A 12,249-nucleotide genomic window follows, 5' to 3' on the forward strand; every position below is an offset into this window, starting at 1 on the left:
GTCATGTGCTGCGCGCTGGCCGCGCTGCTCGGCGCGCTCGTCCATGTCTCGGTGACCAACCAGACCGTGGGCCAGGCCCGCGAGCGCGCCCTGTCCCGCCTGAAGGAGGTCACCGCGCGGTACGAGGCGGGCGACCGGCTCGGTCCCGGCGCGGGCGTCGACCCGGCGGGCCTGCCCGACCGGCTGCACGACCTCGCGGCGAACGGGCGGCGCGGCACGATGGTCGCCGCCCACGAGTCCCGGCCGACGATGTGGGCGGCGGGCCCGGCCGACGGTGAGCGCGTCATCGCCGTCCAGGTCGACTACGCCCAGGGCGCCCGCACCATCGACGGCCTCGACCGGGCGATCCTCGGCTCGTCGGTGCTGGCCATCGGCGCGACGCTGCTGGTCGGCGCGTTCGCCGTGACCCGGGTGACCCGGCGGCTGCACCAGACGGCGCAGGTGGCGCGGCGGATCAGCGCGGGCGACCTGGACGCGCGGGTGCGGGACCCGCACTCCCGGCCGAGCGACACCGGGGCGCCGCGGCACCAGGACGAGGTGGCCGCGGTCGCCGGTGCCCTGGACACCATGGCGTCCACCCTGCAGGGCAAGCTCCTGAGCGAGCAGCGGTTCACCGCGGACGTGGCGCACGAGCTGCGCACACCGCTGACCGGGCTGCACGCGGCGGCCGAACTGCTGCCGCCGGGGCGGCCGACGGAGCTGGTGCGCGACCGGGTCGCCGCGCTGCGCACGCTGACCGAGGACCTGTTGGAGATCTCCCGGCTCGACGCGAAGAGCGAACGGGTGGACCTCGACGCCCACCGGCTCGCCCCTTTGGCGGAGCGGGTGGTGCGCTCTTCCGGTGAGGGCACGGAGCTCGTCGTCGTACGCGACGTCTGTGTGGAGACCGACCGGCGGCGCCTGGAACGGGTGCTCGGCAACCTCGTGGCCAACGCGCACAAACACGGGCGTCCGCCGGTCCTGGTGACCGTCGACGGGCCGGTCGTGACGGTGCGGGACCACGGCGACGGGTTCCCCGCCTACCTGGTGGAGCACGGGCCGCAGCGGTTCCGCACCGAGGGCACCTCCTCGAAGGGGCACGGTCTCGGGCTGACCATCGCGCTCGGCCAGGCGGCGGTGCTGGGCGCGCGGCTCACGTTCTCCGACGCCGTGGACGGGGGCGCGGTGGCCACCCTGCGGCTGCCGTTCGAGGAGTCCGCCGACGACGACGGCCGGCAGGGGCGGGACGAGCGGGGCGGGCCACCCGGCGCAACGTGAGCTTGCGAGGGGACAAAGGGCCGTTTTTAGTGGGATTCGCGGCATCTGAGCATCCGCCAGGGCCGCGCCGACCCACCCTTCCCTGAGGAGGCCTCATGTCCCCGCGGACCACCGCCACCCGGCTCGGCATAATCGCCGCCGGCGGCGCCCTCGCCGCTCTCACCGTCACCGGCCCGGCCGCCGCCCTCGACGACACCCACAACCCGCCCGTCTACAAGGGCCGCGTCACCGCCAAGAACGGGCTGCTGCTGCGCAACGCTCCGACCCGCGGCAGCAAGGTGATCCGCAGCGTCCCGCGCGGCAAGGTCGTCACGATCTTCTGCAAGACGCGCGGCGACCGGGTGGTGAACAACAACATCTGGTACCTGCTCACCGACGGGACCTGGGCCTGGGGCTCCGCGCAGTACATCGCGAACATCGGCAAGGTTCCGCGCTGGTGCTGACACCCCGTCACCCCACCCGGCCGACATAGTCGACATAAGCGGACTTCCGGCTGATTTGCTTGCTACGTTCCCGGCATGGCCGGAACGAGCACGGGCGCCGCACCCCCCGCGGTTCCCGCTGTTCGCGTCCCCCGTCGCCGCGGCACGGAACTCGCCCTGCTGGTCGTCGCCGTCCTGCTGTCCGTGTACGGATACTGCGACGTCGGCCTCGCGAAGAACGGCACCGTCCCGCCCGGCGCCGCCGGTTACGGCGCCGGGCTCGGTGTGCTCGCCCTCCTCGCGCACCTCGCCGTCCGCTTCCGCGCCCCGTACGCCGATCCGCTGCTGCTGCCCATCGCGGTGCTCCTCAACGGCCTCGGCCTGGTGCTCATCTACCGGCTCGACCTGGAGACGCCGAGCGACGAGGCCGCGCCCGCGCAGCTGATCTGGTCGACCATCGGCGTGGGGCTCTTCATCGCCGCCGTCCTCTTCCTGCGCGACCACCGCGTCCTGCAGCGGTACGCGTATCTCTCCGTCGTCGCCGCGCTGGTCCTGATGATCGTGCCGATCTTCTTCCCCGCCGTGAACGGCGCCCGGATCTGGATCAGGGTCGGCGCCTTCTCCATCCAGCCCGGCGAGTTCGCCAAGATCCTGCTCGCCGTCTTCTTCGCCAGCTACCTCGCCGCCAACCGCAACGCGCTCGCCTACACCGGACGCACCCTGTGGCGGTTCAAGCGCCTCCAACTGCCCACCGGGCGCGTCCTCGGCCCGATCGTGGCGATCTGGCTGCTGAGCGTCGGCGTCCTGGTCCTGGAGCGCGACCTCGGCACCTCGCTGCTCTTCTTCGGGCTCTTCGTGATCCTGCTGTACGTCGCGACGGGCCGCACCGGCTGGATCGCGGTCGGCCTGCTGCTCGCCGCCCTCGGCGCGTTCGCGGTCGGCTCGCTGGAGCCGCACGTGCACAGCCGGGTGGAGGACTGGCTGCACCCCTTCGCCTCCATCGACGCGGGGCAGGGCCCCAACCAACTCGCCCAGTCCCTCTTCGCGTTCGCGGCCGGCGGGATGCTCGGCGCGGGGCTCGGGCTCGGCCACTCCATCCTCATCGGCTTCGCCGCGAAGTCCGACTTCATCCTGGCGACGGCCGGCGAGGAGCTGGGACTCGCCGGACTCTGCGCGATCTTCCTGCTCTACGCGCTGCTCGTGGAGCGCGGCTTCCGCTCCGGGCTCGCGCTGCGCGAACCCTTCGGGCGGCTGCTCGCGATCGGGCTCGCCTCCATCGTCGCGCTGCAGGTCTTCGTCATCGCGGGCGGCGTCACCGGGCTCATCCCGCTCACCGGCATGGCGATGCCCTTCCTCGCGCAGGGCGGCTCCTCGGTCGTCACCAACTGGATCATCGTGGCGCTGCTGATCCGGATCAGCGACTCGGCGCGCAGCCAGCCCGTCGGCGAGGAGGGCGTGTGACCGGGCACGACCGCGAGGAGACCGCGTGACCAGGTACATCCGGCACGCCGCCGCCTTCTGCGCGCTGCTGCTCGTGGCCCTGCTCGTCAACGCCACCCGCGTCCAGGTCGTCCAGTCCGCGTCCCTGGACGCCAACCAGGCCAACCGCCGCAACACCATCGTCCGGTTCGCCCAGCCGCGCGGCGACATCCTGGTCGACGGCCGGCCCGTCACCGGCTCCAAGGACACCGGCGAGCAGCTCCGCTATGAACGCACGTACAGCAACGGGCCGTTGTACGCCCCGGTGACCGGCTTCGCCTCACAGGTGTACGGCACGACGTTCCTGGAGCACGCCGAGGACGCCATCCTCTCCGGCACCGATCCGATGCTCGCGCCCTTCCCCCTGTGGAACGACATCACGCGCACGCAGAACCCCGGCGGCGCCGTGCGGACCACCATCAAGGCGGCGGTGCAGCGGGCCGCCTTCGCGGGCCTGGGCGGGAAGCGCGGCGCGGTCGTCGCCCTGGAGCCGTCGAGCGGCCGGATCCTCGCGCTGGTCAGCGCCCCTTCGTACGATCCGGAGCGGCTGTCGGGGACCAGCCGGGGGGTCACGGACGCCTGGGCGGAGCTGAACCGCGCCCCGACCAAGCCGATGCTGAACCGGGCGATCCGCCAGACCTATCCGCCGGGGTCGGCGTTCAAGGTGGTCACGGCCGCGGCGGCGCTCGACGCGGGCACGGTGACGGACCTGGACGCGCCGACCAAGTCGCCCAGCCCGTACACGCTGCCCGGCACCACCACCCAGCTGACCAACGAGGTGGACGGCTGCACCAACGCCTCGCTGCGCTACGCCTTCCAGTGGTCGTGCAACACGGTCTTCGCGAAGCTCGGGGTGGACACCGGGCTCGGGCCCGTGTCCGGGACGGCGCGCGGCTTCGGCTTCAACGACCGCGATCTGCGCATTCCCTCGTCCGTCGCGGCGAGCAACTTCGACACCTCGATGGACAAGGCGCAGCTCGCGCTCTCCTCCATCGGGCAGTACGACACCCGGGCGACGCCGCTGCAGATGGCGATGGTCTCGGCGGCGGTGGCCAACGGCGGCTCGGTCAAGTCCCCGCACCTGGTGGACCGCACGACGACCGACGACGGCGACGTGCTCGACACCTCCGGGGCCAAGTCCCTCGGCCAGGCGATGAATCCGGCCACGGCGATGCAGCTGCGGGAGATGATGACGGACGTCGTGGAGAAGGGCACCGGCACGAACGCCGCGATCCCCGGCGTGACGGTGGGCGGCAAGACGGGCACGGCCCAGCACGGCATCGACAACACCGGTACGCCGTACGCCTGGTTCATCTCCTGGGCGCAGCCCGCGGACGAGGCGGAGCCCTCGGTGGCGGTCGCGGTGGTCGTCGAGGACGCGTCGGCGGACCGCGGGGACATCAGTGGCGGCGGCAGCGCGGCGCCGATCGCGAAGGCCGTGATGGAGGCGGCGATCGGCGCCGACTGACGTGCCGGAGGGGGCGCTCAGCCCGTACCGCCGGACGTGATCGCGTCCCGCACCTCCGCCACCCGCTCCCGCTCCTCGGCCGCGAACCGCTCCGCGTCCAGCTTCTCGGCGATCTCCTCGTCCTGCGCCATGAGCTGGTCGAGGTTGGCGTCGCCGAGCTCGAAGACGCCCATGTCGACGTAGGCCTCCTGCAGGCGCTTGCCCCACAGGCCGATGTCCTTGACGCACGGCACGATGCGGGAGAAGAGCAACTGCCGGAAGAGCGCCAGGTATTCGGACTGCTCGCTGTACTCCTCGGCCTGCGCCGTGGGGATGCCGAAGTTCTCCAGGACCTCGACGCCGCGCAGCCGGTCGCGCATCAAGTAGCAGCCCTCGATGACGAATTCCTCGCGCTCGCGCCGCTCGGCGTCGGTGAGCTGCTTGTAGTAGTCGCGCAGCGCCATCCGGCCGAAGGCCACGTGCCGGGCCTCGTCCTGCATGATGTAGGCGAGGATCTGCTGGGGCAGCGGCTTGTCCGTGGTGTCGCGGATCATGCCGAACGCGGCGAGCGCGAGGCCCTCGATGAGCACCTGCATGCCGAGGTAGGGCATGTCCCAGCGGGAGTCGCGCAGGGTGTCGCCGAGCAGCGCCTGCAGGTTGTCGTTGACGGGGTAGAGCATCCCGATCTTCTCGTGCAGGAAGCGGCCGTAGATCTCCGCGTGCCGCGCCTCGTCCATGGTCTGGGTCGCGGAGTAGAACTTGGCGTCCAGGTCGGGGGCCGACTCGACGATGCGGGCCGCGCACACCATCGCGCCCTGTTCGCCGTGCAGGAACTGGCTGAACTGCCAGGAGGCGTAGTGCTTGCGCAGTTCACCCCGGTCCCGTTCGGTCATCTTCGTCCAGTGCGGGGTGCCGTAGAGCGTCATCGCCTCGTCGGGGGTGCCGAGGGGGTCGAGCGGGTCGACCTCGAGGTCCCAGTCGATGCGTTTCGCGCCGTCCCACTGTTTGTCCTTGCCCTTCTGGTAGAGGGCGAGGAGGCGCTCGCGCCCCTCGTCGTACTCCCAGCTGAAACGGGCCGAACCGGCGGACGGGACTTGCCAGTTGAGACCATTCGGTGGACTGGTGTAAAGCTCACTCGTCGCCATGACGGCAGGCTCACACGCTCCTGGACAAGGGGTCAACAAGTCGTGCGCAAGGGATTGACGGCCTTACTGACAAGCAGTCTCATAAGAGTTGACCGCCGGTAACCCCGCGACAAGGCAGGAACAGTCATGACGACCGTGACGGAAGACGTTTCGCTGGACGGCCTGCGGGACGCGCTCGGACTGCTCAAGGACCGGGAGCAGGTCGCCGCGCGGCTCCTGGAGTCGTCCGCCAAGCACTCCTTCGACCCGGACAGGGAACTCGACTGGGAGGCCCCGGTCGAGGAGGGCAAGTGGTTCTGGCCGCCCGAGCTCGTCTCCCTCTACGACACCCCGCTGTGGAAGCGGATGTCCGAAGAGCAGCGGTTCGACCTGGCCCGGCACGAGGCCGCCTCGCTCGCCTCGCTCGGCATCTGGTTCGAGATCATCCTGATGCAGCTCCTGGTCCGGCACATCTACGACAAGTCGGTGACCAGCGCGCATGTGCGGTACGCGCTCACCGAGATAGCCGACGAGTGCCGGCACTCGATGATGTTCGCGCGGATGATCGAGAAGGGCGGGGCGCCGACGTACCCGGTCACGCGCCTCAACCACAACCTCGCGCGCGTCCTCAAGACGGTCTCCACCACCCCCGGCTCGTTCGCCTGCACCCTGCTCGGCGAGGAGATCCTCGACTGGATGCAGCGCCTCACGTTCCCGGACGAGCGGGTGCAGACGCTGGTGCGCGGGGTGACCCGCATCCACGTCGTCGAGGAGGCCCGCCATGTGCGGTACGCGCGGGAGGAGTTGCGGCGCCAGATGGTGACCGCCCCCGCCTGGGAGCGGCAGCTGACCCGCCTCAGCTGCGGTGAGGCCGCCCGGGTCTTCTCCCTCGCCTTCGTCAATCCCGAGGTGTACACGAACGTCGGCCTCGACCGCCGGGAGGCCGTCGCGCAGGTCAAGGCGAGCGGCCACCGCAGGGAGGTCATGCAGACCGGGGCGAAGCGGCTGACGGACTTCCTGGACGACATCGGTGTGATGCGGGGTGTCGGGCGACGGCTTTGGCGGAGTTCGGGGTTGTTGGCCTAGTTCTTCTCGAGCGCGGGCCGCCTGTGGCTGGTCGCGCAGTTCCCCGCGCCCCTTATGGAGCGCTGCCCAAGTACGCTGCGAGGCATGACCTCGCCAGCCACGACCCCCGCTTACCGCCGCCTGAGCGTCGAAGCGCGGCGGCGACAGCTGCTCGACTCCGCGCTCACCCTCTTCGCGCACCGCGCGCCCGAGGAGGTCAACCTCGACGACGTCGCGGAGGCGGCCGGGGTCTCGCGGCCGCTCGTGTACCGCTACTTCCCCGGCGGCAAGCAGCAGCTGTACGAGGCCGCGCTGCGCTCCGCCGCCGACGACCTGGAGCAGTGCTTCGCCGAGCCGCCGCAGGGCCCGCTCACCCGGCGGCTCTCCCGCGCGCTCGACCGGTACCTGGCCTTCGTCGACCAGCACGACACCGGGTTCAGCGCGCTGCTGCAGGGCGGCAGCGTGGTCGAGACCTCGCGGACCACCGCCATCGTGGACGGGGTGCGCAGGGCCGCCGCCGAGCACATCCTGAGCCACCTGGGCGTGGCGGAGCCGGGTCCGCGGCTGCGGATGACCGTACGGATGTGGATCACCGCGGTCGAGGCGGCCTCGCTGATCTGGCTCGACGGGGACAAGCACCCGGCGCTGGACGAGCTGCGGGACATGCTGGTGGAGCAGTTCATGGCGGTGCTCGTGGCGACGGCGGGGCGTGATCCGCAGACGGCGGACGTGGTGCGGTGGGCGCTCACCCTGGAGACCCCGGACGGTCCGGTCGGCGACCTCGCGCGGCACGTGCTGCCCGTGGTGGCCGACGCGGCGCACCTGCTCTGATGCCGCGCTGACCTGCGCGGTGTGACACTGGGGGCGTGAAGAGCCAAGACACTCCCTTCGTGGGCGGCCCCCTGGACGGCCGGGTGCTGCCGGTCCTGCTCGGGCCGACCGGGCACCCGCCGAAGGTGTACCGCGTGCCCGTCCCCGATGACGCGGGCGGCCCGCCGACCGTTCTGGTCTACCGGCGGGTGGACGCGCGGGCCGGCGGCGGGCTCAGACTGACGCCCCAGTGGCAGTACGAGTTCTCGCCGGGGGGCGAAACGGGTGGGGGTCTGAAGTGGCCCTGGTCTAAGCCGGGGGCCCGCTGACGGTTTGTCTCCGCGGGTGCGTGGGGGCTGGTCGCGCAGTTCCCCGCGCCCCTTAAACCCGTACCTGCGCCCCTCAAACCCGTATCCGCGCCCCTCAAACCCGTACCTGCGCCCCGCACCCCTGAGGGCGCCCCGCAGGGGCGTTTTGGGGGCGCGGGGAACTGCGCGGCTCGCCCCCACGCACCCGCAGACGGAAATCTCGCGACGCAACCCACCACGCCGACGCCCCCTGCAAGGGGGACCCAAGTTGCGCCGACCGCCCCCGCCGGGAGGCGGCCCCGGGCGGCGGGCCGGATGCTCACCCTGAGCGCAGGAGAGCCCTCGCGCACCGGAGGTGATGACATGTCAGCCACACTGCTGAAGTGGGTCTGCACAGGGGCCGCCCTCGGCGCCCTGTGCACCACCGCACCCCCCGCCCACGCGGCACCCGCAGCACCCGAGGCCCCGGGTCCGGAAGCCCGCCCCGTCGCCCGCCTCCTGACGGACCTTCAGCGGCTGTACCGGTCGGCGGAGGAGGCCACGGAGACGTACAACGCCACCGCGGAGAAGCTGAAGACGCAGCGCGCCAAGGCGGCCGAGCTGGACCGGAGACTGGCCGGGGCCCGCGCGTCGGTGCGGGACAGCCGGGGCGACGCCGGACTGTTCGCCCGGCGGCAGTACCAGGGCACCAGCGACCTCTCGCCGTATCTGCGGCTGCTGCTCGCCCGCGATCCGCAGCGCGCCCTGGAACAGGGCCACGTCATCCAGCGGGTGGCCGCGGGACGGGCCGCCACGATGCGGCGCCTCGTCGGCGGCGAACGGCAGGCGGACGGCCTCGCGCGCGCGGCGAAGAAGGCCCTCGACTCCCAACGCGCCCTGGCGGCACGGCAGAAGAAGCAGCGGGACAAGGTCGACGGACGGCTGCGCGAGGTCGAGCGGCTGCTCTCCGCCCTCACCCCCGACCAGCTCACCGCGTTGCGGGACGCGGAGACGGCGGACACCGAACAGGCCCAGCGGCGGTTCATGGCGTCCGGCGCGCTCGGCGGCAGCCCCGCCACCCGGCCGCCCTCCCGGCAGGGCGACAAGGCCCTCGACTACGCGGTGCGGCAGATCGGGCGGCCCTACCGCTGGGGCGCCGAGGGTCCCAAGGCGTTCGACTGCTCGGGGCTGACCCAGCGGGCCTGGGCGCACGCCGGCCGGGAGATCCCGCGGACCAGCCAGGAGCAGTGGGCCGAGCTGCGCCGCATCCCCCTGGCGAAGCTGCGCCCCGGTGACCTGGTCGTCTACTTCCCCAAGGCCACGCACGTGGCGATGTACCTGGGCGACGGCAAGGTCGTCCAGGCGCCGCGCCCCGGCGCCCGCGTCAAGGTCTCCCCCATCGCGGCGAACCCGGTGCTCGGCGCCGTGCGGCCCGACCCCCGGGGCCGGGCCATGCGCGGCTACACCCCGCCGCGGCTGCCCGCGGGCGCCACCTCGGGCAGTGACGTCGGGTACGACGGTCAGGCGCCCGGCGCGACCGTCTCCAGGTAGGCGGCGGCCTTCTCCGGGTCGAAGAAGAAGTTCTCGAAGTCGGCCGGGTCGTCGAAGCCGCCCGCGAACCGGTCGGCGACCGGCTGGAGCTGCCCGGCCGCACCGAGGATGTTCAGGACGTGCTCCGGCGGGGCGCCGAGCATCGCGTTGGTCCACTTGGTGACGTGCTGCGCCGTCCGCCAGTAGCGGTCGAACGCCGACTGCATCCACTCCTCGTCGAACGGCTTGTCGCCGTGCTCGACGATGGAGGAGAGGTAGGACGCCGCGCACTTGGACGCCGAGTTGGAGCCCTGCCCGGTGATCGGGTCGTTGGCGACGACCACGTCGGCGACGCCGAGGACCAGACCGCCGCCGGGCAGCCGCCCGATGGGCTTGCGGACGGTCGGGGTGTACCGCCCGGCCAGCGTGCCGCCCGCGTCGGTCAGCTCGACCTTGGTGGCGCGCGCGTACTCCCAGGGCAGGTACCGCTCCATGAGTTCGAGGGTCAGCGCCAGGTGCTCCGAGGGGTCCTTGACGCCCTGGAAGACGTCCAGCGGGCCGCCGGGCACGCCCTCCCAGAAGAGGATGTCCGCACGCCCGGAGAGGGTGAGCGTCGGCATGACGAAGAGCTCGCCGATCCCCGGCACGAGGTTGCAGCGCACCGCGTCGAACTCGGGGTGCTCGGGGCGCGGGCCGAGCCCGTGCACGTACGCCACCGCGAGCGCCCGCTGCGGCTCGGTGAACGGGGAGCGGGACGCGTCGCGCTCGAACATCGAGACGAGCTCGCCCTTGCCCGCGGAGACCAGGACCAGGTCGTAGGTGCGCGCGAAGTAGTCGAGGTCACCGACCGCGGCACCGTGGATGACCAGCTGGCCGCCGCGCTGCGCGAAGGTGTCCATCCAGCCGGCCATCTTCACGCGCTGGTCGACGGATTGCGCGTAGCCGTCGAGCTTGCCGACCCAGTCGATGACACGGGAGCCGTCGGGGCCGGCCACGGAGACGCCGGCGCCCTCGATCCGCGGGGCCTGCGACTCCCAAAAGTTCGCCTCGATGTCCCGCTCGTGCTGCAGCGCGGTGTGGAACATGCACTGGGTGGACATGACCCGGCCGGACCGGATCTCGTCCGCCGTGCGGTTGGACATCAGGGTGACCTCGTACCCCTGCGCCTGGAGTCCGAGGGCGATCTGGAGACCGGACTGACCGGCTCCGACGACAAGTATATTCCGCATGGGGGCACTTCTCCTACGTACGTTCTTGAGCGGCCGGAGCCGTGGGGGATGGCGTCGGCTATTCGGGGGTGACGTCCAGCGCGTGGCCGACCAGGGCGAGCAGCGACTCGACCACCGAGATGCGCTGCCGGGCGTCCATGATCAGCACCGGGATGTGCGAGGGCACCGTGAGGGCCTCGCGCACGTCGGCCGCCTCGAACCGCTCGCTGCCGTCGAAGTGGTTCACGGCCACCACGTACGGCAGACCGCAGCTCTCGAAGTAGTCGAGCGCCGGGAAGCAGTCGGGCAGGCGGCGGGTGTCGGCGAGCACGACGGCGCCGATCGCACCGCGCACCAGGTCGTCCCACATGAACCAGAACCGCTGCTGGCCCGGGGTGCCGAAGAGGTAGAGCACGAGGTCGTCGTCGAGCGTGATGCGCCCGAAGTCCATGGCGACCGTGGTGGTCGTCTTCTCCGGGGTGTCGCTCAGGTCGTCGGTGTCGGCGCTCGCCTGCGTCATCAGCGCCTCCGTCTGGAGGGGCGTGATCTCGGAGACGGCGGTCACCAGCGTCGTCTTGCCGACGCCGAAACCGCCCGCCACCACTATCTTCGTGGCGATCGGGGCACGTGACCTGTCCGTCTGCCAGGCCTGCAACTGACCCTCGTTCTCGAGGAGTTCAGAGACGGCGGAGTCCACTCAGCACCCTTTCCAGCAGTGCGCGGTCGGGCTGGCCCGGGCCGTGGCCCGTTCCGTACACCCGGATCTTTCCCTGGTCGGCGAGGTCGCTGAGCAGTACGCGGACCACACCGAGCGGCATCTTGAGGAGCGCGGCGATCTCCGCGACGGTGCGCATGCGGCGGCAGATCTCGACGATCGCCCGCATCTCCGGCATGACCTTCGACAGCGTGCCCTTGGGCAGTTCGAGGCGTTCCTCGGGCGCTTCGAGCGCGGCCACGAACGTCTCGACGAGCAGCACGTGCCCGAATCTCGTGCGGCCGCCGGTCAGCGAGTAGGGGCGGACGCGGGCGGGTTTCCCGCCGCCGCGCTGCGGGAGCTTCGGCGTCGTACGGCTGCTGCTCCTGCTGCTCATCGGGGGCTCTCCATCGACTGACGCAGTTCGCTGCGGAGTTCGGGGGTGAGGACGTGCCCGGCACGGCCGACGAAGAGCGCCATGTGGTACGCGACGACGCTCATGTCGCAGTCCGGCGTTGCGTGCACGCCGAGCAGCGAACCGTCGCTGATCGACATGACGAAGAGGCTGCCCTCCTCCATCGCGACCATGGTCTGCTTGACCGCGCCGCCGTCCATGAGCTTGGCGGCGCCGATGGTGAGGGAGCCGAGCCCCGACACGATGGTGGCGAGGTCGGCACTGGACCCCCGGGGGCCCGTGGGCTTCGCGGCCGGGCGCTCGGCGTTCCTGCCGGGGTCGGAGGAGAGCAGCAGGAGTCCGTCGGAGGAGACCACCGCGACGGAGAGGAGGCCGGGCACCTCCTCCACGAGGTTCGTCAGCAGCCAGTGCAGGTTGCGGGCCTCGCTGCTGAGTCCGTGCGCGGCGGGTGCGGCGGCCGCGGTGGCTGCGGTGGGTTCGGCGGAAGAACTGGGCGTGCGCATGGGCGCAG

13 protein-coding genes are annotated in these 12,249 nt (G+C 71.7%); 8 read left to right on the top strand and 5 right to left on the bottom strand.

Annotated features, from left to right (window positions below; genetic code table 11):
* Window positions 1-3: 3 nt before the first annotated feature.
* The 4 genes from ACZ6CV_RS05495 to ACZ6CV_RS05510 all read left to right on the top strand — a co-directional run bounded on the left by ACZ6CV_RS05495 (window position 4) and on the right by ACZ6CV_RS05510 (window position 4,626).
* Window positions 4-1,257, top strand: a complete 1,254-nt coding sequence (locus tag ACZ6CV_RS05495; protein ID WP_469250281.1) for an ATP-binding protein — start codon at window positions 4-6, stop codon at window positions 1,255-1,257.
* A gap of 95 nt (window positions 1,258-1,352) precedes the next feature.
* Window positions 1,353-1,700, top strand: a complete 348-nt coding sequence (locus ACZ6CV_RS05500) for an SH3 domain-containing protein (protein WP_469249723.1) — start codon at window positions 1,353-1,355, stop codon at window positions 1,698-1,700.
* 75 nt (window positions 1,701-1,775) lie between these two features.
* On the top strand, window positions 1,776-3,140 hold the full coding sequence (locus ACZ6CV_RS05505; RefSeq protein ID WP_469249724.1) for an FtsW/RodA/SpoVE family cell cycle protein: 1,365 nt from the start codon (window positions 1,776-1,778) through the stop codon (window positions 3,138-3,140).
* A 25-nt stretch (window positions 3,141-3,165) separates the two neighbouring features.
* Complete coding sequence (locus tag ACZ6CV_RS05510) at window positions 3,166-4,626, top strand: penicillin-binding transpeptidase domain-containing protein (protein ID WP_469249725.1); 1,461 nt, start codon at window positions 3,166-3,168, stop codon at window positions 4,624-4,626.
* A 17-nt stretch (window positions 4,627-4,643) separates the two neighbouring features.
* On the opposite strand, the gene ACZ6CV_RS05515 is transcribed toward ACZ6CV_RS05510, so the two are convergent.
* A complete protein-coding gene (locus ACZ6CV_RS05515; RefSeq protein WP_362364733.1) occupies window positions 4,644-5,750 on the bottom strand; it encodes a ferritin-like domain-containing protein in 1,107 nt (368 codons plus the stop codon).
* Window positions 5,751-5,876: 126 nt separating this feature from the next.
* Here ACZ6CV_RS05515 and ACZ6CV_RS05520 point away from each other — a divergent pair, with 126 nt between their 5' ends.
* The 4 genes from ACZ6CV_RS05520 (at window position 5,877) to ACZ6CV_RS05535 (ending at window position 9,442) form a co-directional block, all read left to right on the top strand.
* Window positions 5,877-6,815: an AurF N-oxygenase family protein gene (locus tag ACZ6CV_RS05520; protein WP_362364730.1), complete on the top strand. Its 939-nt coding sequence runs from the start codon at window positions 5,877-5,879 to the stop codon at window positions 6,813-6,815.
* An 84-nt stretch (window positions 6,816-6,899) separates the two neighbouring features.
* The gene (locus tag ACZ6CV_RS05525) at window positions 6,900-7,625 is read left to right on the top strand and encodes a TetR/AcrR family transcriptional regulator (protein ID WP_362364727.1); all 726 of its coding nucleotides are present in this window, start codon (window positions 6,900-6,902) and stop codon (window positions 7,623-7,625) included.
* A gap of 35 nt (window positions 7,626-7,660) precedes the next feature.
* On the top strand, window positions 7,661-7,933 hold the full coding sequence (locus ACZ6CV_RS05530) for a hypothetical protein (RefSeq protein ID WP_469249726.1): 273 nt from the start codon (window positions 7,661-7,663) through the stop codon (window positions 7,931-7,933).
* 342 nt (window positions 7,934-8,275) lie between these two features.
* On the top strand, window positions 8,276-9,442 hold the full coding sequence (locus tag ACZ6CV_RS05535) for a C40 family peptidase (protein WP_469249727.1): 1,167 nt from the start codon (window positions 8,276-8,278) through the stop codon (window positions 9,440-9,442).
* On the opposite strand, the gene ACZ6CV_RS05540 is transcribed toward ACZ6CV_RS05535, so the two are convergent.
* From ACZ6CV_RS05540 to ACZ6CV_RS05555, 4 genes are read right to left on the bottom strand one after another with little or no spacing between them, the layout of a single operon-like run.
* Entirely contained in the window at window positions 9,412-10,650 is a 1,239-nt protein-coding gene (locus ACZ6CV_RS05540; protein WP_469249728.1) for a styrene monooxygenase/indole monooxygenase family protein, read from the bottom strand. The two genes, ACZ6CV_RS05535 and ACZ6CV_RS05540, sit on opposite strands and share 31 nt — an antisense overlap.
* A 58-nt stretch (window positions 10,651-10,708) precedes the next feature.
* The gene (locus ACZ6CV_RS05545) at window positions 10,709-11,326 is read right to left on the bottom strand and encodes a GTP-binding protein (RefSeq protein ID WP_469249729.1); all 618 of its coding nucleotides are present in this window, start codon (window positions 11,324-11,326) and stop codon (window positions 10,709-10,711) included.
* Complete coding sequence (locus ACZ6CV_RS05550; protein ID WP_362364716.1) at window positions 11,307-11,720, bottom strand: DUF742 domain-containing protein; 414 nt, start codon at window positions 11,718-11,720, stop codon at window positions 11,307-11,309. Before ACZ6CV_RS05550 ends, ACZ6CV_RS05545 begins: the two co-directional genes overlap by 20 nt.
* On the bottom strand, window positions 11,717-12,241 hold the full coding sequence (locus tag ACZ6CV_RS05555) for a roadblock/LC7 domain-containing protein (RefSeq protein ID WP_469249730.1): 525 nt from the start codon (window positions 12,239-12,241) through the stop codon (window positions 11,717-11,719). The genes ACZ6CV_RS05550 and ACZ6CV_RS05555 overlap by 4 nt, the downstream gene beginning before the upstream one ends.
* Window positions 12,242-12,249 lie beyond the last annotated feature (8 nt).

The sequence above is a fragment of the Streptomyces sp. NPDC041713 genome, assembly GCF_055591085.1.

Bases quoted from the DNA above. Each gene is read 5' to 3' on its own strand.
- ACZ6CV_RS05495 (WP_469250281.1), top strand. From the start codon at position 4: ATGTGCTGCGCGCTGGCCGCGCTGCTCGGCGCGCTCGTCCATGTCTCG.
- ACZ6CV_RS05500 (WP_469249723.1), top strand. From the start codon at position 1,353: ATGTCCCCGCGGACCACCGCCACCCGGCTCGGCATAATCGCCGCCGGC.
- ACZ6CV_RS05505 (WP_469249724.1), top strand. From the start codon at position 1,776: ATGGCCGGAACGAGCACGGGCGCCGCACCCCCCGCGGTTCCCGCTGTT.
- ACZ6CV_RS05515 (WP_362364733.1), bottom strand. From the start codon at position 5,750: ATGGCGACGAGTGAGCTTTACACCAGTCCACCGAATGGTCTCAACTGG.
- ACZ6CV_RS05520 (WP_362364730.1), top strand. From the start codon at position 5,877: ATGACGACCGTGACGGAAGACGTTTCGCTGGACGGCCTGCGGGACGCG.
- ACZ6CV_RS05525 (WP_362364727.1), top strand. From the start codon at position 6,900: ATGACCTCGCCAGCCACGACCCCCGCTTACCGCCGCCTGAGCGTCGAA.
- ACZ6CV_RS05535 (WP_469249727.1), top strand. From the start codon at position 8,276: ATGTCAGCCACACTGCTGAAGTGGGTCTGCACAGGGGCCGCCCTCGGC.
- ACZ6CV_RS05540 (WP_469249728.1), bottom strand. From the start codon at position 10,650: ATGCGGAATATACTTGTCGTCGGAGCCGGTCAGTCCGGTCTCCAGATC.
- ACZ6CV_RS05550 (WP_362364716.1), bottom strand. From the start codon at position 11,720: ATGAGCAGCAGGAGCAGCAGCCGTACGACGCCGAAGCTCCCGCAGCGC.
- ACZ6CV_RS05555 (WP_469249730.1), bottom strand. From the start codon at position 12,241: ATGCGCACGCCCAGTTCTTCCGCCGAACCCACCGCAGCCACCGCGGCC.